The 24,240-nt window shown below is 50.1% G+C and carries 23 protein-coding genes and 2 rRNA genes; 18 read left to right on the forward strand and 7 right to left on the reverse strand.

Annotated elements, in window-relative coordinates; genetic code table 11:
- The first annotated feature begins 14 nt into the window (after positions 1-14).
- From R0134_RS01080 to hemB, 12 genes are all read left to right on the forward strand, one after another.
- Positions 15-2,907, forward strand: a 23S ribosomal RNA gene (locus tag R0134_RS01080).
- 115 nt (positions 2,908-3,022) lie between these two features.
- Positions 3,023-3,137, forward strand: a 5S ribosomal RNA gene (gene rrf / locus R0134_RS01085).
- Between the two features lie 205 nt (positions 3,138-3,342).
- Positions 3,343-3,543: a 2-hydroxymuconate tautomerase family protein gene (locus R0134_RS01090; RefSeq protein WP_319783075.1), complete on the forward strand. Its 201-nt coding sequence runs from the start codon at positions 3,343-3,345 to the stop codon at positions 3,541-3,543.
- 150 nt (positions 3,544-3,693) lie between these two features.
- Positions 3,694-4,080: a fluoride efflux transporter CrcB gene (gene crcB, locus R0134_RS01095; RefSeq protein ID WP_319783076.1), complete on the forward strand. Its 387-nt coding sequence runs from the start codon at positions 3,694-3,696 to the stop codon at positions 4,078-4,080.
- Positions 4,081-4,137: 57 nt separating this feature from the next.
- Positions 4,138-4,893, forward strand: a complete 756-nt coding sequence (gene ubiE, locus R0134_RS01100) for a bifunctional demethylmenaquinone methyltransferase/2-methoxy-6-polyprenyl-1,4-benzoquinol methylase UbiE (RefSeq protein ID WP_319783077.1) — start codon at positions 4,138-4,140, stop codon at positions 4,891-4,893.
- Positions 4,893-5,513 (forward strand): SCP2 domain-containing protein, encoded by a 621-nt coding sequence (locus R0134_RS01105; RefSeq protein WP_319783078.1) that lies wholly within the window; start codon positions 4,893-4,895, stop codon positions 5,511-5,513. The genes ubiE and R0134_RS01105 overlap by 1 nt, the downstream gene beginning before the upstream one ends.
- Positions 5,510-7,147: a ubiquinone biosynthesis regulatory protein kinase UbiB gene (gene ubiB, locus R0134_RS01110; protein WP_319783079.1), complete on the forward strand. Its 1,638-nt coding sequence runs from the start codon at positions 5,510-5,512 to the stop codon at positions 7,145-7,147. Before R0134_RS01105 ends, ubiB begins: the two co-directional genes overlap by 4 nt.
- A gap of 72 nt (positions 7,148-7,219) precedes the next feature.
- Positions 7,220-7,486 (forward strand): Sec-independent protein translocase subunit TatA, encoded by a 267-nt coding sequence (gene tatA / locus R0134_RS01115; protein WP_319783080.1) that lies wholly within the window; start codon positions 7,220-7,222, stop codon positions 7,484-7,486.
- Positions 7,487-7,488: 2 nt separating this feature from the next.
- Positions 7,489-7,929 carry a Sec-independent protein translocase protein TatB gene (gene tatB / locus R0134_RS01120; protein ID WP_319783081.1) on the forward strand — a complete coding sequence of 147 codons (441 nt, stop codon included), beginning with the start codon at positions 7,489-7,491 and terminating at the stop codon, positions 7,927-7,929.
- Complete coding sequence (gene tatC, locus R0134_RS01125; RefSeq protein WP_319783082.1) at positions 7,930-8,679, forward strand: twin-arginine translocase subunit TatC; 750 nt, start codon at positions 7,930-7,932, stop codon at positions 8,677-8,679.
- Positions 8,676-9,455 carry a TatD family hydrolase gene (locus tag R0134_RS01130; protein ID WP_319783083.1) on the forward strand — a complete coding sequence of 260 codons (780 nt, stop codon included), beginning with the start codon at positions 8,676-8,678 and terminating at the stop codon, positions 9,453-9,455. The genes tatC and R0134_RS01130 overlap by 4 nt, the downstream gene beginning before the upstream one ends.
- 19 nt (positions 9,456-9,474) lie before the next feature.
- Positions 9,475-10,515: a porphobilinogen synthase gene (gene hemB, locus R0134_RS01135; protein ID WP_319783084.1), complete on the forward strand. Its 1,041-nt coding sequence runs from the start codon at positions 9,475-9,477 to the stop codon at positions 10,513-10,515.
- A 240-nt stretch (positions 10,516-10,755) separates the two neighbouring features.
- Here hemB and gppA read toward each other — a convergent pair whose 3' ends face one another.
- Complete coding sequence (gppA, locus tag R0134_RS01140) at positions 10,756-12,294, reverse strand: guanosine-5'-triphosphate,3'-diphosphate diphosphatase (protein WP_319784278.1); 1,539 nt, start codon at positions 12,292-12,294, stop codon at positions 10,756-10,758.
- Between the two features lie 24 nt (positions 12,295-12,318).
- Positions 12,319-13,596, reverse strand: coding sequence for an ATP-dependent RNA helicase RhlB (gene rhlB, locus R0134_RS01145; protein WP_319783085.1), 1,278 nt, complete (start codon positions 13,594-13,596; stop codon positions 12,319-12,321).
- Positions 13,597-13,719: 123 nt separating this feature from the next.
- Here rhlB and trxA point away from each other — a divergent pair, with 123 nt between their 5' ends.
- From trxA to fre, 4 genes are all read left to right on the forward strand, one after another.
- A complete protein-coding gene (gene trxA / locus R0134_RS01150; protein WP_319783086.1) occupies positions 13,720-14,046 on the forward strand; it encodes a thioredoxin TrxA in 327 nt (108 codons plus the stop codon).
- A 194-nt stretch (positions 14,047-14,240) separates the two neighbouring features.
- Complete coding sequence (rho, locus tag R0134_RS01155; RefSeq protein WP_319783087.1) at positions 14,241-15,506, forward strand: transcription termination factor Rho; 1,266 nt, start codon at positions 14,241-14,243, stop codon at positions 15,504-15,506.
- A gap of 111 nt (positions 15,507-15,617) precedes the next feature.
- Positions 15,618-17,099, forward strand: a complete 1,482-nt coding sequence (gene ubiD, locus R0134_RS01160) for a 4-hydroxy-3-polyprenylbenzoate decarboxylase (RefSeq protein WP_319783088.1) — start codon at positions 15,618-15,620, stop codon at positions 17,097-17,099.
- Positions 17,100-17,119: 20 nt separating this feature from the next.
- Positions 17,120-17,818 carry an NAD(P)H-flavin reductase gene (gene fre / locus R0134_RS01165; protein ID WP_319783089.1) on the forward strand — a complete coding sequence of 233 codons (699 nt, stop codon included), beginning with the start codon at positions 17,120-17,122 and terminating at the stop codon, positions 17,816-17,818.
- Between the two features lie 70 nt (positions 17,819-17,888).
- On the opposite strand, the gene R0134_RS01170 is transcribed toward fre, so the two are convergent.
- The 3 genes from R0134_RS01170 to ilvY all read right to left on the reverse strand — a co-directional run bounded on the left by R0134_RS01170 (position 17,889) and on the right by ilvY (position 19,429).
- Complete coding sequence (locus tag R0134_RS01170) at positions 17,889-18,107, reverse strand: hypothetical protein (protein WP_319783090.1); 219 nt, start codon at positions 18,105-18,107, stop codon at positions 17,889-17,891.
- Entirely contained in the window at positions 18,088-18,366 is a 279-nt protein-coding gene (gene ubiK / locus R0134_RS01175) for a ubiquinone biosynthesis accessory factor UbiK (RefSeq protein ID WP_319783091.1), read from the reverse strand. Before ubiK ends, R0134_RS01170 begins: the two co-directional genes overlap by 20 nt.
- Positions 18,367-18,544: 178 nt before the next feature.
- Complete coding sequence (gene ilvY, locus R0134_RS01180; RefSeq protein ID WP_319783092.1) at positions 18,545-19,429, reverse strand: HTH-type transcriptional activator IlvY; 885 nt, start codon at positions 19,427-19,429, stop codon at positions 18,545-18,547.
- 245 nt (positions 19,430-19,674) lie between these two features.
- Here ilvY and ilvC point away from each other — a divergent pair, with 245 nt between their 5' ends.
- Together ilvC and tcdA are read left to right on the forward strand one after the other, a co-directional pair.
- Positions 19,675-21,162, forward strand: coding sequence for a ketol-acid reductoisomerase (gene ilvC / locus R0134_RS01185; RefSeq protein WP_319783093.1), 1,488 nt, complete (start codon positions 19,675-19,677; stop codon positions 21,160-21,162).
- Positions 21,163-21,460: 298 nt separating this feature from the next.
- Positions 21,461-22,249, forward strand: coding sequence for a tRNA cyclic N6-threonylcarbamoyladenosine(37) synthase TcdA (gene tcdA, locus R0134_RS01190; protein WP_319783094.1), 789 nt, complete (start codon positions 21,461-21,463; stop codon positions 22,247-22,249).
- 175 nt (positions 22,250-22,424) lie between these two features.
- Here the strand turns inward: tcdA and R0134_RS01195 are convergent, their stop codons facing one another.
- Both R0134_RS01195 and R0134_RS01200 read right to left on the reverse strand, forming a co-directional pair.
- A complete protein-coding gene (locus R0134_RS01195) occupies positions 22,425-22,862 on the reverse strand; it encodes a SufE family protein (protein ID WP_319783095.1) in 438 nt (145 codons plus the stop codon).
- On the reverse strand, positions 22,862-24,076 hold the full coding sequence (locus R0134_RS01200; RefSeq protein ID WP_319784279.1) for a cysteine desulfurase: 1,215 nt from the start codon (positions 24,074-24,076) through the stop codon (positions 22,862-22,864). Before R0134_RS01200 ends, R0134_RS01195 begins: the two co-directional genes overlap by 1 nt.
- Positions 24,077-24,240: the final 164 nt, after the last annotated feature.

Here is a 24,240-nt window from a genome sequence, read left to right on the forward strand (position 1 = left end):
TCTTGGGGTTGTATGGTTAAGTGACTAAGCGTACACGGTGGATGCCTTGGCAGTCAGAGGCGATGAAGGACGTGCTAACCTGCGTTAAGTACGGATGAGCTGGTAAGAAGCGCTTGAGTCCGTAATATCCGAATGGGGAAACCCACTCTACTTAGTAGAGTATCGTTACATGAATACATAGTGTAACGAGGCGAACCGAGGGAACTGAAACATCTAAGTACCTCGAGGAAAAGAAATCAACCGAGATTCCCCTAGTAGCGGCGAGCGAACGGGGACCAGCCCTTAAGCATTCTTGGCGATAGTGGAATGGTCCTGGAAAGACCAGCCGTAGTGGGTGATAGCCCCGTACACTAAATTGCCTTTAATGTGAAATCGAGTAGGACGGGACACGTGATATCCTGTTTGAATATGGGGGGACCATCCTCCAAGGCTAAATACTCCTGACTGACCGATAGTGAACCAGTACCGTGAGGGAAAGGCGAAAAGAACCCCTGTGAGGGGAGTGAAATAGAACCTGAAACCGTGTACGTACAAGCAGTGGAAGCCCACTTGTTGGGTGACTGCGTACCTTTTGTATAATGGGTCAGCGACTTAATTTTAGTAGCAAGGTTAACCGTATAGGGGAGCCGTAGGGAAACCGAGTCTTAACTGGGCGAATAGTTGCTAGGATTAGACCCGAAACCCGGTGATCTAGCCATGAGCAGGTTGAAGGTTGAGTAACATCAACTGGAGGACCGAACCCACTAATGTTGCAAAATTAGGGGATGACTTGTGGTTGGGGGTGAAAGGCCAATCAAACCGGGAGATAGCTGGTTCTCCCCGAAATCTATTTAGGTAGAGCCTCGGACGAATACTTACGGGGGTAGAGCACTGTTTGGGCTAGGGGGTCATCCCGACTTACCAACCCCATGCAAACTCCGAATACCGTAAAGTACTATCCGGGAGACACACGGTGGGTGCTAACGTCCATCGTGAAGAGGGAAACAACCCAGACCGCCGGCTAAGGTCCCAAAGTCATAGTTAAGTGGGAAACGAAGTGGGAAGGCTCAGACAGCCAGGATGTTGGCTTAGAAGCAGCCATCATTTAAAGAAAGCGTAATAGCTCACTGGTCGAGTCGGCCTGCGCGGAAGATGTAACGGGGCTAAACTATGCACCGAAGCCGCGGATGCACTCTTTATTGAGTGCGTGGTAGGGGAGCGTTCTGTAAGTCTGCGAAGGTGTGTTGTGAAGCATGCTGGAGATATCAGAAGTGCGAATGCTGACATGAGTAACGATAATGGGGGTGAAAAACCTCCACGCCAAAAGACCAAGGGTTCCTGTCCAACGTTAATCGGGGCAGGGTGAGTCGACCCCTAAGGCGAGGCTGAAAAGCGTAGTCGATGGGAAACGGGTTAATATTCCCGTACTGACGTGTACTGCGATGGGGGGACGGAGAAGGCTAAGTGAGCCAGGCGTTGGTTGTCCTGGTGAAAGGGTGTAGGCAGCGTGTTTAGGTAAATCCGGACGCGCAATGCTGAGGCCTGAGACGAAATCGCTACGGCGGTGAAGTCACTGATGCCCCGCTTCCAGGAAAAGCCTCTAAGCTTCAGGTACACGTGAATCGTACCCCAAACCGACACAGGTGGTCGGGTAGAGAATACTAAGGCGCTTGAGAGAACTCGGGTGAAGGAACTAGGCAAAATAGTACCGTAACTTCGGGAGAAGGTACGCTGAGGCATGTGAAATCCCTTGCGGATGGAGCGTGACTCAGCCGCAGTGACCAGGTGGCTGGAACTGTTTATCAAAAACACAGCACTGTGCAAACTCGTAAGAGGACGTATACGGTGTGACACCTGCCCGGTGCTGGAAGGTTAAATGATGGGGTTAGCCTTCGGGTGAAGCTCTTGATTGAAGCCCCAGTAAACGGCGGCCGTAACTATAACGGTCCTAAGGTAGCGAAATTCCTTGTCGGGTAAGTTCCGACCTGCACGAATGGTGTAATCATGGCCACGCTGTCTCCACCCGAGACTCAGTGAAATTGAATTTGCGGTGAAGATGCCGTATACCCGCGGCTAGACGGAAAGACCCCGTGAACCTTTACTATAGCTTGGCACTGAACATTGGCCCTACATGTGTAGGATAGGTGGGAGACTGTGAAGTAGTGACGCTAGTTGCTATGGAGTCAACCTTGAAATACCACCCTTGTATGTCTGATGTTCTAACGTAGGCCCCTTATCGGGGTTGCGGACAGTGCCTGGTGGGTAGTTTGACTGGGGCGGTCTCCTCCTAAAGAGTAACGGAGGAGCACGAAGGTTGGCTAAGTACGGTCGGACATCGTACGGTTAGTGCAATGGCATAAGCCAGCTTAACTGCGAGACGGACAGGTCGAGCAGATACGAAAGTAGGTCATAGTGATCCGGTGGTTCTGTATGGAAGGGCCATCGCTCAACGGATAAAAGGTACTCCGGGGATAACAGGCTGATACCGCCCAAGAGTTCATATCGACGGCGGTGTTTGGCACCTCGATGTCGGCTCATCACATCCTGGGGCTGAAGTCGGTCCCAAGGGTATGGCTGTTCGCCATTTAAAGTGGTACGCGAGCTGGGTTCAGAACGTCGTGAGACAGTTCGGTCCCTATCTGCCGTGGGCGTTGGATGATTGAGAGGAGCTGCTCCTAGTACGAGAGGACCGGAGTGGACGAACCCCTGGTGTTCGGGTTGTATCGCCAGATGCATTGCCCGGTAGCTACGTTCGGAATCGATAACCGCTGAAAGCATCTAAGCGGGAAGCGAGCCTCAAGATGAGTCATCCCTAGGGCTTTACGCCCTCTGAAGGGCCGTTGGAGACTACAACGTTGATAGGCAGGGTGTGTAAGCGCAGCGATGCGTTGAGCTAACCTGTACTAATTACCCGTGCGGCTTAACCATACAACACCCAAGAAGTGTGAGACCTTGCGGTCAAGAACAACAAACACAAATTATTTAAATCAGAGCACCTAAACCTGCTTTGATACAAAATCAGCCTTCCAGATTACAATTTATGCCTGGCGGCCATAGCGCTGTGGAACCACCTGATCCCATGCCGAACTCAGTAGTGAAACGCAGCCGCGCCGATGATAGTGTGGCAGCTGCCATGTGAAAGTAGGTCACTGCCAGGCACCCAATTCAAAAAGCCCGATTCGAAAGAGTCGGGCTTTTTTTCGTCTGAATTTAGCATTGAGCACCCTCTTTGTTCGACTGGCACTGTGTTGGGACTGGGATTGTGTTTTTCAGCGGGCGTGTGCTTGATAGATTTGACTAAGCGGGCCTTTTTTACTGTAATGGCCAATCAATTTAATACTTAAAGACCTAAAGGAAATTTTCATGCCGATTTTAAATATTGCTTTAGTCGCGGGCCGTAGCAATGAACAGAAAGAAGCGCTGATCAAAGAAGTGACCGATGCCTGCGTGAAGGCGCTGGATGTGAAGCCAGAAACTGTGCGGATTCTGATACAAGATATTGCTACCCAAGACTTTGGTGTGGCGGGTGAGTCGGTAAAAGCCAAGCGTGAACGTTTAGCCTAACTAGCTTGCCGTTAGCAGGGTCTTGGCCCTGCTAACGAAACCCTGCGGCTAGCTGTATTCCTCACCTTGATTACTTTCCGGTAGGCTTTTGCCGATGCTAGGCGTAAGCTGAAACCCTGCTTTTTACGTTGTTAATCGCTTGGCTTACACATGAAAACCTTGTTATTTATCGCCCTTGGCGGCGCGCTGGGTGCCATATTACGCTTTGGCATTACCGATCTTATGACGCGTGCTGTGGGACGTTCGTTTCCTTACGGTACCTTAACGGTGAATATGCTGGGCTCTCTGATCATGGGCTGCGTGTTTGTTTTGGTGCAACAGCAGGTATTGAGTGCGCATGGCTGGCGGCCGTTCATGATGGTGGGATTATTGGGGGCGCTCACCACTTTTTCTTCTTTCTCCCTCGATAGCTTGTTATTAATTGAACAAGGTCAATGGCTTAAAGCGATGTTGAATGTGTGCCTCAATGTGGTTTGTTGTATTATGTTGACCTACTGTGGCATGCAGCTAACCTCTAGCCTATTGGCTGCGCGTTAGTCTAGGCCGCGTATTTGCAGTACACTCACATACTTTGATTTTATAGGTGCCTCCAGCATGTCAGAACAAGACAAGTCGACGACTCACTTCGGCTACAAGACGGTAGAAGCTAACGAAAAAGAGCAGATGGTAGCCAGTGTCTTTCATTCGGTGGCGGCTAAATACGACATCATGAACGATTTGATGTCCTTCGGCATTCATCGGCTGTGGAAGCGTTTTACCATAGATTGTTCTGGGGTGCGCAAAGGACAAAAGGTGTTGGACTTAGCCGGTGGCACTGGCGATCTGACGGCAAAGTTTTCGCGCATTGTCGGCGAGACCGGCCAAGTAGTATTGGCCGATATCAATGACTCCATGCTTAAAGTAGGGCGCGACAAGCTCAGAAATAAAGGCTTAGGTAACAACATCTCTTATGTGCAAGCCAACGCCGAGGCACTGCCGTTTCCCGATAATCATTTCGACTTAATTACTATCGCCTTTGGTCTGCGTAACGTGACCGACAAAGATAAGGCGCTTGCCTCTATGCAGCGCGTATTAAAGCCCGGTGGCCGCTTGTTGGTGCTGGAGTTTTCTAAACCGCAGCATGAAATCATGAATAAGCTTTATGATTTTTACTCCTTTAATATTTTACCGAAAGTCGGCAGCCTAGTAGCCAAAGACGGTGACAGCTATAAGTACTTAGCTGAGTCTATTCGTATGCATCCCGACCAAGAAACCCTTAAAGGTATGATGGAGCAAGCGGGCCTTGAGCAGGTTGAGTACTTCAATCTTACTGACGGCATAGTGGCGCTGCATCGTGGGTTTAAATTCTGATGCGTTCTTTGTTACTTCCTTTATTGAATGGCGCTTTAGAAACGGGCTTTAATCGCTTATTGCTTAATGATGCTGAGGGCATAAAGAAAGTGGCGCCCTTACAAGGAAAAACCCTGCAGCTGACCATTACCGAAGTGGTGAGTCTGTATTTGTTGTTTTGTGATGATAAGCTGGTGGTGTTGCGACAGTTTGAAGGTCAGGTCGACAGTCATCTTAGCTTGTCGCTCAATGCCTTAGGCTTACTAAAAGACAAAGGCTTGCTGATGCAATATATCCGCGATGGCCGTATTGATTTGCAGGGTGATCCTAGCCTTTGGCAAGATTTTTCCGCACTGCTTAAAACACCGAATTTTGATATCGAAGCTTGGCTGGCTCCTTACACGGGTGATGCTTTAGCGCACTTGGCTGTCCGACACTCCCGTGAGCTCGCGCGCTCATTGCAGGTGAGAGGGCAAGCGCTGGGCGCGCAGGTCGGTGATTATGTGAGAGAAGAAGCGCTCTTGGCCGTAGGGCCGCTGGAGTTAGCGGATTTTAGTGACCAAGTGAGTGAGCTACACCAGCAGAGCTTGAAGCTAGCAATACGACTGGCGACCTTAACGGATAATATTAGGCATTCATGAAAAAGCTCCGTGAACTAGTACGACTCTATCAGATAGGTAAAACGCTGCTCGAATACGGGCTAGATGAACTGATCCCAGCGCGGTTACAAATTTGGCCGGCACGCATGGCGAGAAAAAGTATATTTTGGCTAAAGAATCGTCATCCGGATCTGTCTCGCGGGCAGCGTATTCGCTTAGCCTTCGAGCAGCTGGGCCCGGTTTTTATCAAATTCGGTCAGATGTTGTCGACGCGCCGCGATCTATTACCGCCGGATATCGCCGAAGAGCTGGCCTTACTACAAGACAGAGTGCCGCCCTTTGATGGGGTGTTGGCGCAGCAACTGATTGAAAATAGCCTTGGCGCGCCGATAGGCGAGCTGTTTGATGACTTCGCCGTAATACCGCTAGCGTCGGCGTCTATCGCTCAGGTACACACGGCACGCTTGAAAACCGGTCAAGAAGTTGTCATCAAGGTGATACGACCGGATATAGAAAAAACCATTGCAGCCGATGTGAGCTTGATGCATACCTTGGCCAGCCTAGTGGCGCGTTTTGCACCGGAGCGCACCCAACGTCTGCAACCTGTGGCCGTGGTGGAGGAGTACCGTAAGACGTTATTTGATGAGCTCAATCTATTGCGCGAAGCGGCCAATGCCATTCAATTACGGCGCAACTTCGAAGGCTCAGGCACGCTCTATGTGCCAGAAATTTATTCCGACTATGGCCGTGAAAACGTGCTGGTGATGGAGCGAATTTACGGTATTCCAGTGTCAGATATAGCGGCATTGAAAGCGAACGGCACCAATATGAAGCTGTTGGCGGAGCGCGGCGTAGAGGTGTTTTTCACCCAAGTGTTTCGTGACAGCTTCTTTCATGCGGATATGCACCCTGGCAATATTTTTGTTTCTTATGAGCATCCGCAGGATCCCCAATGGATTGGCATCGATTGTGGTATCGTCGGCACCCTTAATAAAGACGATAAACGCTATTTAGCCGATAATTTTTTGGCGTTCTTTAATCGCGATTATCGTAAAGTGGCCGAGCTGCATGTGGAGTCGGGCTGGGTGCCGGCGGACACTAAGATCGAAGAATTTGAGTCGGCGATCCGGACCGTGCTGGAGCCCATATTTGAGAAGCCGCTGTCTGAGATCTCTTTTGGTCATGTGCTATTAAATCTGTTTAATACCGCCCGTCGTTTTAATATGGCGGTGCAGCCGCAACTGGTGCTGTTACAGAAAACGCTGTTATATGTAGAGGGCGTAGGGCGACAGTTGTATCCGCAACTAGACTTGTGGAAGACGGCTAAACCCTTCCTAGAAGAGTGGATGCAGCAACAAGTAGGCTATAAAGCGGTGATTAATGCTGTCAAAGAAAAGGCGCCTTTTTGGGCCGAAAAATTGCCCGAGTTGCCGGAGCTAATTTATGACGCGCTTCGTCAAGCCAAGCTGCAGCAGCATCAAGTACAGGGTTTGTATAACCAGTTCGCAGTGCATGATAAAGCGCAGAGTAAAGGGCGCTTCTTGCTTGCCATGGGTGCAACTACCTTGCTGGCCAGTACTTTGTTATTGGCGATGGATAAAAATCAATGGGCAATGGTGGGTTTGGTGCTGACTTTAATGGTTTGGTTACTGGGTTGGCGGAAAATAGCACGCTAATGTGATCGAGCATCAAGGTATTGTCATCAAGCTCGGTTATGATGTGGTTTTATTTTAGATAGGAAGTGAGTTATGGCGGGTATCAGTGTGTGGCAGTTACTTATCGTAGTGTTAATTGTGGTGCTGTTGTTTGGCACTAAGAAATTGCGCGGTTTAGGCGGCGACTTAGGTTCGGCGGTCAAAGGGTTTAAAAATGCCATGAGCGACGACGAAAAAAACGCGGCTAAAGACAACCAAGATGCGGACTTTGAGCAAGAAGCCCTGCTTGATAAAAAAGACCAAGCAGAGCCGCTGACGCCAAAAGACCACGAAAAAACCAAAGATAATGATCGAGTATAAGCATGTTTGATATTGGTTTCTGGGAGCTGGTAGTGATCGCCGTGGTTGGACTCTTGGTGCTGGGCCCCGAGCGATTGCCGGTGGCTATCAGAACCGTGTCACGCTTGTTTAAAACGGTGCGCGATACCGCCAATGCGGTGAAGACAGAGCTAAGCCAAGAGCTGCGTATGGAAGAGCTGCATCGGGATCTGAAAAAAGCCGAGCAGCTCGACATTAAGCATTTAAGCCCTGAGCTTAAAGAGTCCGTTGATCAGCTCAGAGAAGCGGCTGCGTCTGTTACGCGCCCTTACGAAAAGAAGGCACTGCCTAAAGCTCACCAACCAGTACCAGACGCCGTTCAAGAGCAAAAGTCTGAGCTAGACCAACAAGAACAAGTTCAAGAGCCGCAGCAAGTACGAGACGACTCAGCTTTATCACCTCCGGCTTCGCAGGATAAATCTTAAATGAATCAGATACATCAGCCCTTGTTCAGCCATTTAGTGGAGCTGAGAGGACGGATTTTGCGCGCCTTCGCCGCTGTGTTGCTGGTGTTTTTGGCTTTGGTGTATTTCGCTAACGATATTTACACCATCTTAGCCGAGCCCTTGCTGCGCCAATTACCCGAGGGCGGCACCATGATTGCCACAGGGGTGGCGACGCCGTTTTTAACGCCGATGAAGCTCACCCTGATCGTGTCCTTCTTTCTCGCCATTCCTTATGTGTTATATCAAGTGTGGGCCTTTATCGCGCCTGGGCTGTATAAACATGAAAAACGCCTGATTACGCCGTTAGTGTTTTCCAGTGCCTTGCTGTTTTATGCAGGCGCGGCCTTTGCCTACTTTGTGGTGTTTCCACTAGCCTTTGGCTTCTTCACCAAGATGGCGCCAGAAGGCGTGACCATAGCGACCGACATCGCCAGTTACTTGGACTTTGTGCTGGGATTGTTTATCGCCTTTGGTATCGCCTTTGAGATCCCGATAGCCACAATCGTGATCTGCTGGACTGGGATGATGACCCCTAAAGAGCTGGCCAAGAAACGCCCTTATGTGATTGTGATCGTATTTGTCGTGGGTATGCTGCTCACACCTCCGGATGTAATTTCGCAAACTCTGTTGGCAATTCCGATGTGGTTGCTGTTTGAAGTGGGCGTGTTTTTCGCGCGCTTCTACGTGCGCCGTCCGGAAGATGAAGAAGAGCAGGACTCAGCTTCATGATTGATATTGGCGTTAACTTAACCGACCGTCAGTTTGATGAAGACCGAGACCAAGTAATAGCGCGAGCTAAAGCGGCGGAGGTGTCGGCGCTGATCCTAACCGGCACTAACTTGGCTGCCAGCCAGATTGCCGCCGACTATGCGGCCAGTCAGCCCGGTTTTTGTTATGCCACCGCCGGTATTCATCCCCACGATGCCAAAAGCTTTGACGAACAGAGCCTGAGTGCGTTATGCGCCTTGGCTCAGCGTACAGAAGTGGTCGCAATCGGTGAGTGTGGGTTAGATTTTAACCGCGATTTTTCACCACGCCCCCAGCAAGAAGCCGTATTTGAGGCGCAATTGGCCTTAGCCGCCGAGCTACAATTGCCGGTATTTATGCATTGCCGTGATGCCCATCAGCGCTTTATGGATATCTTAACGCCGTGGCGTGAAAAGTTGCCGGCGGCAGTGCTGCATTGCTTTACCGGTAATGAAGATGAGCTTAAAGATTGTCTCGCACTGGATTTGCACATAGGGATCACCGGCTGGATTTGCGATGAGCGCCGGGGCCAAACTTTGCAGCAATTAGTGTCGTTAATTCCAGCCAATCGTTTGATGATAGAAACAGATAGCCCGTATCTGTTACCGCGAGATTTAGCGATGAAGCCGAAGAGCCGGCGTAATGAGCCGGCATATCTCGGCCACATCGCCCACCGTATTGCCGCCTGTCGGGGCGAAAATCCCGACCAGCTGATTGCCGACACCTCGGCGACCAGTCGTGCCTTTTTCGGTATTTAGTTCTTTGCTTGGAGCAGTCATGACTCAACAGATATTTGGTAATTTTCAATCCCGTCGTTTACGTCGTACCCGTAATCAAGACTTTAGCCGTCGCTTGGTGCGCGAAAACACGCTGACCGTGGATGATCTGATTTATCCGGTGTTTGTGCTGCCGGGTGTGGGCCGACGCGAAGCGGTGGAGTCTATGCCAGGCATAGACCGTTTATCGATTGATTTACTGCTGATCGAGGCCGGTGAGTTAGTGCAGTTAGGCGTGCCTTTGATTGCCTTATTCCCAGTAGTAGACGCCAGTCAGAAAACCTTAATGGCAGAAGAGGCCTACAATCCTCAAGGCTTGGCACAAGAAGCGGTGCGTGCACTAAAAGCCGCCTATCCTGAGCTGGGCGTAATGACAGACGTGGCATTGGATCCGTTTACAGTACACGGCCAAGACGGCATCTTGGATGACAACGCTTATGTGCTGAACGATATCACTACCGAAGTGTTGGTGAAGCAGGCGTTGAGCCAGGCTGAAGCCGGTGCCGATATTGTGGCACCATCAGACATGATGGATGGCCGCATTGGTGCTATTCGTAAAGCGTTAGAAGAAGCGGGTTTTATTAACACCCAGATCATGGCTTATTCTGCTAAATATGCCTCTAACTATTACGGCCCCTTTAGGGACGCGGTCGGCTCGGCGGCGAATTTGAAAGGTGCGAATAAGTCGACCTATCAAATGGATCCGGCCAACAGTGACGAAGCATTACAAGAAGTGGCCTTCGATATTGAAGAAGGTGCGGATAGCGTAATGGTGAAACCCGGCATGCCGTATTTAGATGTGGTACGCCGCGTAAAAGATCAGTTTGGAGTGCCGACCTTCGCCTATCAGGTGAGTGGCGAATACGCCATGCACATGGCCGCCATTCAAAATGGCTGGCTGAAAGAGCGTGAAACCGTACTGGAATCTCTAATGTGCTTTAAGCGCGCCGGTGCCGACGGTATTCTCACTTACTTCGCCAAGCGCGTCGCCACTTGGCTAAAAGAAGAGCAGTTGGCTAAATACAGCGACAAGAAGAAGTAATAGTCAGTAGTTATCAGAAATAAAGAAGGCGCCATAAGGCGCCTTTTTCAACACAAAACCATTTTTGCCACGAAATACACGGAAAGCCACGGAAGTAGAGTAAAAGAACAAGAGCGAAAACAGATACTTTTTGTAAGGTCTATCCAATAGAACCGTCTTGTTCCCTAGTGTTTTGTCCGTGTTCTTCCGTGTATTCCGTGGCGAGAAAGTCTTTAGTCTCTTAAGTTCAGTTTTATCCCTTCACTCTTCACCCTTCGCCATCTCTGTAATCACTAACGGCCAACCCAACTCGGTTTGGCGCTGTGCTTCTTGCTGTAGCTCACTGGCGCGCAGATGGTGGGTTTGGCTCCAGTTAGCCGGTAGCGTTAGTGTTAACTGTGAACCTTGCGCACGGATCTGAAACTCAGGCACGGTACCGCGAGTGCGGCGCAGGCAGAGAATAATACTGATGCGTAGCAAACGAGCCAGTAAGATAGCCTGCTCGGTGTCGATGGCGCTTTGCAGCTCGAGTGCTCCCAGCTGAAAGTCATCCCGCTGGTTAAGTAGCAAGGCCGCCAATAGCTGCTTTTGTGCGGCAGTAAAGCCGGGCAGGTCGATGTGGCTAATAATATAAGCCGCGTGCTCGGGCGCACGCTTATATTCGATGCACAAACCCAGCTCATACAAGAATGCCGCCCAGCCTAACATGGCGCTGTCTAGCTCTTGCTCTAAATCTGGCGTCTGGTCGACTGTCTGCTGTTCTGCTTTTTGTTGATTTATAAGCTGACTCAAGGCATTGAGTGCCGTGTTGCGTACCCGCTCGGCTTGGGTGCGATCCAGCTGATAACGACTGATCAGGCTATCCGCGCTGCGCTCACGAGCATCGCAGTCTTGGCGTTGGCCTAACATGCCGTACATCAAGCCCTCGCGCAGTGCGCCGCCGGCCAGCACCATGTCGTCGATGGCCAACATATCAAACAAGGCAATCAGGATGGCTAAACCAGAAGGGAACACGCTGACGCGGTCGGCCTGTAGGCCGGACAGGCTTAGTGTATCTAGCCGCTGGCAAGCGATAGCCTCTTGTTTAAGTGCTTGTAACTTGGCCAAGGTAATACGTTCGTCTTCACCTTGGCTTATCATGATTTCTTGAATGGCTTGTATGGTGCCAGAAGCGCCAATGCAGCCTTGCCAGCCAAGTTTGAGATAAGCACTGGCCACAGGTGTCAGCACTTGGCGTGCCGCCGCTATGGCCTGTTCAAAGTTGCTTTGTGATAGCAAACCATCGGCAAAGTAGCGTCTTAGCCAAGTGACACAGCCCATATCTAAGCTGTTCAGCAACAACGCCGAGGTGGCTTCACCGATCACTAACTCGGTACTGGCGCCGCCAATGTCGATGGCGAGACGGCGGCCGGTGCCAGACGATGTCCAAGCCACGCCTTCATAAATTAGCGCCGCTTCTTCTTCGCCGGAAATAACGCGGATCGGATGGCCTAATATTACTTGGGCTTGCTCTAAGAAAACGCTGATATTGCGGGCGATGCGCAAGGTGGCGGTGCCGACAATACGAATGTGGTTAGCAGGAATATCTTGCAGTTGTTCGGCGAACAACTGCAAACAATCCCAGCCTCTTTGCATGGCGGCGTTATCGAGATTGCCGTCTTCTTGTAAGCCGGCAGCCAAGCGTACCTTGCGCTTAATTTTAGCCAAGGTACGGCTGGCTCCTGCCACCTCATGCACCACCAGCATATGAAAGCTGTTTGAGCCTAAATCGATGGCGGCGTATAGGGCGTTATTTTTCACACCATTAGTCACACCAGTACTCCGTTAGCCATGCCGACGACGAGGCGCGCTGGGGCGGCGTTGACCGTCGTGGGGTTTGCGAGTTGAGTGCGCCCTATGATGGTGAATGCGCACTGGCGGTGTGACATCATCAAGCAAGGCTGCTTTATCGTAATCCGTGACCGGAATACTGTGCTCTATATAGGTTTCTATGGCCGGTAAGTTGAACACATATTCTTCACAGGCAAAGCTGATAGAACAACCACTGGCACCGGCACGGCCGGTACGACCGATACGATGCACATAGTCTTCTGCGTCATCGGGCAAGTCGTAGTTAAAGACATGGCTGACATCGGGAATATGTAAGCCGCGCGCTGCCACATCGGTGGCCACCAGAATATCGAGTACGCCACTGGTGAAGTCTTCCAGAATAGCGGTGCGCTTTCTTTGCGGTACGTCTCCGGTTAATAAACCGACTCTGTGACCGTCTGCTTCTAACCAGCCGTGGACTTTTTCACAGCTGTGCTTGGTGTTAGCAAATATGATGGCTTTCTCTGGCCATTCGCTTTCCACCAAGGTCAGCAGCAGTAACAGTTTGTCTTCTTGGGCCGGATAAAACAGCTCTTCTTTAATGTACAGACCTGTTTTACGTTCGGGCTCAATAGTGACTTGCTCTGGGCTATTCATGTGTTCGTAGGCCAGCTCTTGCACTCGTAGTGAAAGCGTGGCCGAAAACAGCATATTCACCCGCTGGCTCGGCTGCGGCATGCGGCGGAATAAAAAGCGGATATCTTTGATAAAGCCCAGATCAAACATGCGATCTGCTTCGTCGAGCACCACTACTTGAATGGCGCCCATGTCGATCACTTGTTTCTTCAAGAAGTCGATAATACGACCCGTGGTACCGATTAAAATATCGACGCCCGCGTTAAGTACTTCGGTTTGTTCTTCATAGCCTTCGCCGCCATAGGCCAAGCCTAATTTTAAGCCGGTGCAGGCACTGAGGGTGTCCGCGTCATTATGGATTTGCACCGCCAGCTCTCGGGTCGGCGCCATAATAATGGCCCTAGGCTGGTTGAGTTGGCGATGTTCAGGCGCGGGCGTGGTTAAGAGGTGATTAAAAGTGGCGGCGAGAAAGGCAATGGTTTTACCCGTGCCCGTTTGGGCTTGTCCCGCAATATCTTTGCCAGCAATTAAATGGGGTAACGACAACGCCTGTATCGGCGTGCAGTTGTGAAATCCTTTTGCGTCCAATCCGGTGACAACTTGAGGTTGCAGACCCAATTGGGCAAATTTTACGTCAGTTAAGTGTGTTTTGCTCATAACGTTCAGAATATCAGGTTAGGCTTGCAATAATAAACAGGATCGTTTGGAATAGACCAACTAAATTCAACATAGTCTCAACATTTACTGTTGAGTGATAAAAAAAACTAACGGGAGTTGGAGATGAGTGACAAAATTGTGCAGCTGACCGATGCCAGCTTCGAAGCAGACGTGCTAAAAGCGAGTGGTCCCGTATTAGTCGATTTCTGGGCTGAATGGTGTGGTCCTTGTAAAATGATCGCCCCAATTTTGGCTGAAGTGGCCGAAGAGTATGAAGGCAAAGTGACCATCGGCAAATTGAACATCGACCAAAACGCCGATACGCCGCCTAAGTTTGGTATTCGTGGTATTCCTACTTTGTTGTTGTTTAAAAACGGCGAAATAGCAGCGACCAAAGTGGGCGCGCTGTCTAAGTCTCAGTTAAAAGAATTCTTAGACACTAACCTGTAATAGCGAAATTGAACAAGGGGTGCGCAAAGCACCCCTTGTTGTTTTTATAGACTGCCGGTCTTTTTAGTGCTAATTTGTTGATCGTTTGCTAACCTACATTTGTGCCAACTTAACGGCCCTGCATTTTTAAGTCTCATCTCAGCAGACTTTTTTCCTAATATTTTACATATCCTGGTTGATAGAAACCCACCACTATGAATCTGACTGAACTCAAGAATACCCCCGTCCCTGAGCTGGTAAAGCTTGGCGAGACCATGGGCTTGGAAAACCTCGCCCGTTTACGCAAGCAAGACATCATTTTCGCAATCCTGAAGGCGCATGCCAAAGGCGGCGCGGATATCTTTGGTGATGGTGTGCTGGAAATATTACAAGATGGCTTTGGCTTTTTGCGCAGTGCCGACTCTTCTTATTTGGCCGGACCCGACGATATCTATGTCTCTCCCAGTCAGATCCGGCGTTTCAACTTGCGCACTGGCGACACCATAGCCGGTAAAATACGACCACCTAAAGAAGGTGAGCGTTATTTCGCGCTGCTAAAAATTAACGAAGTTAACTACGACCGCCCCGAGAACGCCCGCAACAAGATCTTGTTTGAAAACTTAACGCCATTACATGCGGACGAACGCATGAGAATGGAGCGCGGCAACGGCTCTACCGAAGACATTACCGCTCGCGTACTCGATTTGGCCTCGCCCATCGGTAAAGGTCAGCGTGGCTTAATAGTGGCGCCGCCTAAAGCTGGTAAAACTATGCTGCTGCAAAACATCGCACAAAGCATCGCTTACAATCATCCAGAATGTGTATTGATCGTGTTATTGATTGATGAGCGTCCGGAAGAAGTGACCGAAATGCAACGCATGGTAAAAGGCGAAGTGATTGCTTCTACCTTTGATGAGCCAGCACAGCGTCACGTACAAGTGGCGGATATGGTTATCGAAAAAGCCAAGCGCTTGGTTGAACACAAAAAAGACGTGGTGATATTACTCGACTCCATTACTCGTCTGGCGCGTGCTTACAACACAGTAGTGCCGTCTTCTGGCAAGGTGTTGACCGGTGGTTTGGATGCTAACGCTCTGCACCGCCCGAAGCGTTTCTTTGGTGCGGCGCGTAATGTAGAAGAGGGCGGCAGCCTGACCATCATTGCGACCGCGTTAGTTGATACCGGCTCTAAGATGGATGAAGTTATCTACGAAGAGTTTAAAGGTACCGGTAACATGGAACTGCACTTGTCGCGCAAAATTGCCGAGAAGCGCGTGTATCCTGCCATCGACATTACGCGTTCAGGCACCCGTCGTGAAGAGTTACTCACCACGCCCGATGAGCTGCAGAAGATGTGGATCTTGCGCAAAATCGTGCACCCTATGGGTGAGAGCGATGCGGTCGAGTTCTTGATCGATAAGTTGGCCATGACCAAAACCAACGATGAATTCTTTGATGCCATGAAACGCCAGCAAAAATAAGCGTTTACTGTCAAAAAAACCGCGGCCTGTCCGCGGTTTTTTTATTGCCGACAGATCCTAGATGAATCGGGTATAATCTAACTCCTTTGTCGATGCACTTGGAATAAACCTATGAAATATAAGGACTTGCGCGACTTTATTGCGCAGCTCGAAGCTCAGGGCGAACTCAAGCGTATCCAGCAGGAAATCGATCCTTATCTGGAAATGACTGAAATTTGTGATCGCACGCTCAAGGCGGGCGGTCCGGCTTTGTTGTTTGAAAATCCCAAAGGCTTTGATATGCCGGTGTTAGGCAACTTGTTTGGCACCCCCAAACGCGTTGCCATGGGCATGGGCCAAGAAGATGTGGGGGCTTTGCGTGAAGTAGGCCGTTGGTTGTCGTATCTAAAAGAGCCAGAGCCACCTAAAGGCTTGAAAGAGCTGATGGAAAAGTTGCCGATCTTTAAGCAAGTGCTCAATATGCCGACCAAACGGCTGAAGAAAGCGCCGTGCCAAGAAGTGATCTTCGAAGGCGATCAAGTGGATCTGACTCAATTACCGATCCAGCATTGCTGGCCCGGCGATGTGGCGCCCTTGATCACCTGGGGTTTAACCATTACTCGTGGCCCCTATAAAAAACGACAAAATCTGGGTATTTATCGCCAGCAATTATTAGGTAAGAATAAAGTTATTATGCGCTGGCTTAGCCATCGCGGCGGTGCGCTGGACTTTCGTGAATGGCAAGAAGCCAATCCAGGCCAGCCTTATCCGGTTGCGGTCGCGTTAGGCGCGGATCCTGCCACCATTCTCGGTGCCGTCACACCAGTGCCGGATACGCTGTCAGAATATGCCTTTGCGGGTCTTTTGCGTGGTAGCCGTACCGAAGTGGTAAAGTGCATCGGCAGTGATTTAGAAGTGCCGGCCAGCGCCGAAATCGTCTTGGAGGGCTTTATTTATCCAGATGAAATGGCGCCAGAAGGGCCGTATGGGGATCACACCGGTTATTACAACGAAGTGGATGAGTTTCCGGTGTTTACCGTGGAGCGCATTACCCGTCGCCACGATGCTATTTACCATTCCACCTATACGGGTCGGCCACCGGATGAACCGGCGATTTTGGGCGTGGCACTCAATGAAGTATTTGTGCCGATCCTGCAAAAGCAGTTTCCAGAAATCGTCGACTTTTATTTACCGCCCGAAGGTTGTTCATATCGGATGGCGGTGGTGACCATTAAAAAGCGCTATCCGGGTCATGCCAAAAGTGTCATGCTCGGCGTGTGGTCGTATTTACGACAGTTTATGTACACCAAATTTGTTATCGTCTGTGACGATGATATTAATGCCAGAGATTGGAACGACGTGATTTGGGCCATTACCACGCGAATGGATCCGGCGCGCGATACCACTCTGATCGAACATACTCCTATCGATTACTTAGACTTTGCTTCGCCTGTGTCCGGCCTTGGCTCAAAAATGGGCATGGACGCCACCAATAAATGGCCGGGTGAAACCGACCGTGAATGGGGCGTGCCAATAGAGATGCCAATGGAAGTAAAACAAAAAGTAGATAGCTTATGGGACGAGCTGGGGATCTTCGATTCCAGTATTAAATAGAGTGAACTCAAAGGATAGTCATGCAGAAAGTAACATGTAGTGTAGAAGCCCTAGAAGAGATGGCCGATACCCTGTGGTATGTGCGCTTAAAACCAGAAGTTCCTGTGGATTTTCTTCCTGGCCAATACTTATTGGTGGTGATGGCAGAGGATGATAAACGTCCGTTTTCTATCGCCAATACCATGAATGACGAAGGGTTGTTAGAAATGCACATTGGTGCGACTCCCGAAAATACCTATGCCATGCAAGTGCTCAAGCGCATGCAAGACCAAGGCAAAATTGACGTGCAGTTACCTGCCGGTAAGGCGCATTTACGCGCCGAATCCACACATCCAGTGATCTTGATGGCCGGTGGCACGGGCTTTGCTTATACCCGCTCTATCTTGCAGCAAATGATCGCCGATGGCCTGCGCCAACCGGTATTTTTATACTGGGGTGTGCGTTTCGCCGGGCATTTATATGCAGATCAAGAAATGAAAGCGTGGGTGGCCGCACATCCAAAGCTCACCTACATTCCGGTGGTCCAAAACGGTGATGAGCAGTGGCAAGGGCGCACCGGCTTAGTGCACGATGCCATTATGGACGACTTCCTAAGCTTGCATGACTATGACGTATACGTGGCGGGCCGCTTTGAAATGGCCGGCGTGGCGCGTGAAGCCTTTAAAGAGAAAGGGGTAGTGAGCGAGCAGCTGTTTGGCGATGCCTTTGAATTTATTTAAGGCTTAGCTAAAAATCGAGCTGACACTGAAAGCTAAAAAATAAGCCAGTACCGATTCATTCGGTGCTGGCTTATTTGTTTTCAGTGATGGGTTTATTAGGTGGAACGCTTGGCTGAGCCTCAGTGATAGCGGTTAAGTTAAGCGCGGTAATGGCATCCATCGCCAGCTCAAAGCGACCTTGCTGACATAAACCCAGCATGCCGCCTTCTTCATAAGCTGCCAAGGCGGCGTGCAAACATGCCGCTCTCACTTGCTCGGCTAAGGCTAACTCAATCTTGTTGTTTATCATCAACTGCTTGGCCAGCGGTTAATTTCTGCTCCAGCAGCGTCAGTTTTGCTTCCATGTCGTTGAGTTTCTCACGGGTGCGCAGCAAGACTTTAGTTTGTACGTCAAACTCTTCGCGGGTCACCATGTCCAGTTTACCCAGTTGAGCTTGCAGCACACTGCGAATGCGTTTTTCTGCTTCTTCGCCCATGTTTTTGATGCCGCTGGGCAAGTTGTTTTGGATCTGGCGGGCGATGTCTTCTAATTTTTTAGGGTCTAACATGATGATCTCCTTAGGCTATGAAGGCATTTTAGCCTTAATTAGACGGCGGCGTCAGCCTTTCAGGCAACCGGGCGCGATACGCCGTACGTTATGCGCCATACGTCAAAGACTTAACTTACAGAGTAAGACGTGTCCCGCGCTCTTCGTACGGCGTACAGCGTCAAACGTACAGCTATGTTTAAACCGGTTCTAATGCCGTTTGTTGGAACGCCTGAATCAGTGGGTCGTCGAGGCGCTTTTTCAATAAACACACGCCCACTTCAATGGACTTGAGTGCTGGGCTTGCCGACAAAATTCGAACTTTGTCCCCCATGGGGCTGTGATCGATAACCACTCTGGGCACCACGCCGATGCCAAAACCCAGCGCTACCATACCTATGATGGCTTCATTACCTGCTACTTCCGCATAAATATTGGGGTTGATGCCCTTACTCTTAAACCACTGATTGGCGCGTTTTCTGGCTACGCCTTGCTCCGATACAATCACCGGTAAGGTGCGCCAATCCAGTGGCTTTTGCTCCAGCAATTCGCTGATGGGCCCAGTAGTAGTAGGCGCGATAAACACCATGGGCACGGTTTGCAGGTTAATAAAATGCACCTTGGCTGGTAGCGCATCGGGGCGTGCTGCGATAGCCAGCTCACTTTCATCATCCAGTATTTTATCGATAGCCAGCGCCGGATCGCCGGTTTCGAGGCGAATTTCGAGCCTTGGGTAGCGGCTGCGAAAGCGTTCTAAAATACCGGGTAGCAAGAAGTAACTTGCGGTGACCGAGCAATACACCCGCAGCCGACCTTGCAAGCTGTCATCCCCGTGTTTGAGTTCTTGCTTAAGGTGTTGCCAGTCGCTGAGCCAACCTACAGCAAATTGCTGTAGGCGTGCGCCCGCCGGTGTCAGTGACACGCTACGATTATCTCTTATCAACAGCTCGCTACCGGTATCTTGCTCTAGGCGTTGAATAGCACGGCTTAACGTTGAAGGGCTTACCGCCATGGCATCGGCGGTGTGGCCAAAGTGTAAACTCTGGCTTAAATGTACAAAGAGTTCTAGATGGCGAAAGTCCACGGTGGCTCCTTAAAACATAGCACCAAGCGCCCGGCGCCCAGCACCAAGGAAAACCAAAGCGGTGTCTTATTTTAGCTAGGCGCTTGGTGCTGTACTTAACATTGCAAAAAGTGCAACACTCTGTTTCGAATATATCATTTTAAGCAATGATGCGTCTGAGGTATAGTAGTTCTGTCGTCACCGCCAGCAACACACTTAAGCGGTGCAAAAATTTATCTTCAATGAATTAATAGGAAGTGTATTCAATGGCTAATAATTACTTTAATACCCTGACTTTGCGCGAGCAGCTTGAGCAACTGGGCAAGTGTCGCTTCATGAAGCGTAACGAATTCGCTGATGGCTGTGATTACCTGAAAGGTAAAAAAGTAGTTATCGTTGGTTGTGGTGCTCAAGGCTTGAACCAAGGCTTGAACATGCGTGACTCTGGCCTTGACGTTGCCTATGCACTGCGCGATGAAGCTATCGCTGAAAAGCGTCAGTCTTACAAGCAAGCCACCGAGAACGGCTTTAAAGTTGGCACTTACCAAGAGTTGATCCCCACTGCTGACTTGGTAATGAACCTGACTCCTGACAAGCAGCATACCTCTGCCGTTAACGCCGTTATGCCGTTAATGAAAGAAGGCGCCGCTCTGGGTTACTCTCATGGCTTCAACATCGTTGAAGAAGGCATGCAGATCCGTAAAGACATTACCGTAGTCATGGTTGCACCTAAGTGCCCAGGTACTGAAGTACGTGAAGAATATAAGCGTGGTTTTGGCGTACCTACCCTGATTGCCGTACACCCAGAAAACGATGCTAAAGGCGAAGGTCTGGCCATCGCTAAAGCATGGGCATCTGCCACTGGCGGCGACCGTGCCGGCGTACTTGAGTCTTCTTTCGTAGCCGAAGTTAAGTCTGACTTAATGGGCGAGCAAACCATTCTGTGTGGCATGCTGCAAGCTGGCGCGATTTTAGCCCACGACAAAATGTTGGCTGACGGTATCGATGCCGGTTATGCAGGCAAGCTTATCCAGTTCGGTTGGGAAACCATCACCGAAGCGCTGAAGCAAGGCGGCATCACCAACATGATGGACCGTTTGTCTAACCCAGCCAAAATCAAAGCTTTCGACATGGCTGAAGAGTTGAAAGAGCTGATGCGCCCATTGTTCAACAAGCACATGGATGACATCATCCAAGGCAACTTCTCTGCTGGCATGATGGCCGATTGGGCAAATGACGACAAAGACCTGCTGACTTGGCGTGAAGAGACTGCCGACACTAGCTTCGAGCAGTATCCTGCCACTGACGTAGTAATCGACGAGCAAGAATACTTCGATAACGCAATTCTGTTGGTTGCCATGGTGAAAGCCGGCGTTGAATTGGCATTTGAAGCCATGACTGCTTCAGGTATTATCGATGAGTCTGCTTACTACGAGTCTCTGCATGAGCTGCCACTGATTGCCAACACTGTTGCGCGTAAGCGTTTGTACGAAATGAACGTAGTAATCTCTGATACTGCAGAGTACGGTAACTACCTGTTCGCTCACGCTGCTGTGCCTTTGTTGCGCGAGAAGTTCATGCCTAACATCAGCACCAACGTAATCGGTAAGAGCTTCGAAGTTGCGTCTAACTCCGTTGATAACCGTCGCTTAATCGACGTGAACGAAGCAATTCGTAACCACCCAGTTGAGACCATCGGTAAGACCCTGCGTTCTTACATGACTGACATGCAAAACATCGCTGTTGGTGGCTAGTCGCCGCTTTAAATAGTGCGATATAAAAAAGGGAGCTTCGGCTCCCTTTTTTTATTTTAAAAATGTGAAGGGTGAAGGGGACAAGCCAAACATAGAGCGGTGTCTGTTTCTATGCCGTCTTCCTGACGAAAGTCAGGATCTCGCTTTGTGGTTTAAGACCTAAATACGAGATCCTGAAACTTCGTCATGCTGAACTTGATTCAGTATCAGGATGACGGCCAAAGGCGGTGTTGCTAATCCCTAATCCCCATTCCCCAACCGACTTGATATACTGGCCGCACATTTAGGGGAGTGAATAATGAGTTTTGAGCAGCGTTTTGGTGGCATTGCCCGCCTGTATGGCAATCATGCCTTGGCAACTTTTTCCCAATCCCATGTCTGTGTATTAGGCATAGGTGGCGTGGGCAGTTGGGCGGCAGAAGCGCTGGCACGCTCCGGCATTGGTGCTATCACCTTGCTGGATATGGATGATATTTGTATCACCAATACCAATCGGCAAATTCATGCACTCAACAATCAAATAGGCCAAGAAAAAACCCAGGCCATGGCGGAGCGCATTAAGCTGATCAATCCAGACTGCAAAGTCACCGTTATCGATGATTTTATTAGTGCCGACAATCAGGAAGAGTATTTACTGCGGGATTTTGATTATGTGCTGGATGCGATCGATTCGGTCAAAGCCAAAGTGGCCTTGATCGCCTTTTGTAAGCGTAACAAGATTCCGGTGATCACTGCAGGTGGCGCGGGCGGACAAACGGATCCCAGTCAGATCATGATCCGCGATCTTAGTAAAACCATTCAGGATCCACTGGCTGCTAAAGTGCGAAACGAACTGCGTCGTTTTCATAACTTCAGTAAAAACCCCAAGCGTAAATTTGGCGTGGATTGCGTGTTCTCCACCGAACAGCCCCGTTACCCAGATGGCAACGGCGGTATTTGTAATGCTAGACCTGAGTTAGACGGCACCATGAAAATGGACTGCGCCTCCGGCTTTGGCGCCATCACCCACATCACCGCCACCTTCGGCTTCTTTATGGTCAGCCGCATACTCACCAAGCTAGCGATGAAAAGCAGCGGTACGCTATAAGCAGTACGCCGTAAGAAAAACAAGATCCTGACGTTCGTCAGGATGACGATAATAAACAGCTATGAGTGTTTCTGTAGTCTGCGCTTTAGCTGCAGTCCCGTCTCAGCGGGATTCTTTAACATCATCCTGCTCCGCAGAACCTGCAGCTAAAGCACTGGGCTACAGGGGGCGGTGTTTATCTTTGACGGACAGCGTACGGCGTACATCTGTGTTTTATAGCTGTTACCACGGCTCTTAAGCCGTTGCCGCGCGAGGGGCTTAGATGGCTTAAGAGCTGTAGTTCGGAAAAATAAGTGTCCATGTCGAAGGCTTGTATTTGTTCGGCGGTTTTGTTGTTCAATGCCGCCAGTACTACCGCCATCAAGCCTTTGACGATGCGCGCATCTGAGTCGCAGTGCAGCTGCCACAATCCATTAGTATTTTGCTCGCTCACCAGCCAAGCTTGGCTTTCACAACCGTGAATGGCGTTAACCTCTATCTTATCTGCTGCATTTAATGCCGGTAGCTGCTTAGCCAGTTTGATCAGCTCTTTGTAGCGGGCTTCCCAGCCCTGTGCATTTGCAAATAAAGCGCGAATCTCGGTGTCGGTAATGGTATGACCAAATGGCTGCATTAAAAAAACTCCCGTGCTTTATCAAGACCAGCCAATAAGGCGGCAATGTCGTCAGTGCTATTATAAAAAGCGATGGATGCGCGAATGGTGCCGTGGGGCAAGTCTAACGCCTGCATTAGAGGCATGGCGCAATGGTGGCCGGTGCGCACCGCTATGCCTTGCATATCCAGCAAAGTCGCCAAGTCTTGGGGATGAACATCATCAATTACAAAGGACACGGCGCCCGCTTGAGGGCGACCAATAATGCGCACATCAGGCATAGCGTTTAAGCCTGCCAGCAGCTGTTCCATTAAAGCTTGTTCGTGTGCGACGACGGCTGCTCTGTCTAATCCTGATAAATAATCTACGGCAGCACCCAAACCAATGGCACCGGCAATATTAGGCGTGCCGGCTTCAAACTTAAAAGGCAGTTCGCCAAAGCTAGTGTGCTCGAAGCTCACTTCTTTAATCATCTCGCCGCCAGTTTGCCATGGTGGCATGGCTTCCAATAATTCCCGCTTACCATACAGCACACCGATACCGGTGGGGCCAAACATCTTATGGCCGGAGAACACATAAAAGTCGCAATCCAAGGCTTGCACGTCTATGGGGAAATGACCGACGGCCTGTGCGCCATCGATCAGCGTCACCGCACCTACGGCCTTGGCCATGGTAATCAATTGTTTAATGGGATTAATCATGCCCAGCGCATTGGAGATATGACTGACCGCCAGCAACTTAGTGCGCGGCGAGAACAAACTAGCCGCCGCCTCCATATCCAACTCGGCATTGGCATTAAGCGGGATCACCTTGATTATTGCCCCAGTAGCCGCAGCCACTTGTTGCCAGGGTACGATATTGGCGTGATGCTCCATGGTAGATAGCAAAATCTCATCATTAGCCTTAAGGCTGTGCATGCCAAAGCTGTAGGCCACTAGATTAATGGCCTCAGTCGCACCACGGGTCCAAATCACTTGGTCAGTATCGGGGGTATTAATAAAGGCCGCGACCTTAGCGCGTGCGGCCTCAAAAGCCTGAGTGGCTTGGCCACTTAAGGCGTGAGCGGCACGGTGCACATTGGCATTTTGGCTTTGGTAATAATGGTTCAGCGCATCCAGCACAGCTCGGGGCTTTTGGGTGGTGGCGGCGTTATCCAAATACACCAAAGGCTGGCCATTAACGGTGTGGGCCAGAATAGGGAAGTCGAGTCTAAGAGTTTGTATATCGAGGGCCATCATAAGTTCAAGTAAATAAGCACTGGTAAGATCATGTGCGGTTCAGAGTGAAGAGTAAAGGGTAAAGCGGACTGACATTGCCTAAAGACTAAACCTAGAGCCATTTCGCCACGGAATACACCCTCTTTACCTACAACAAGCACGGAAAAATTAACATGGGATAA

This window comes from Oceanisphaera sp. IT1-181, from assembly GCF_033807535.1.
Taxonomy (GTDB): domain Bacteria; phylum Pseudomonadota; class Gammaproteobacteria; order Enterobacterales; family Aeromonadaceae; genus Oceanimonas.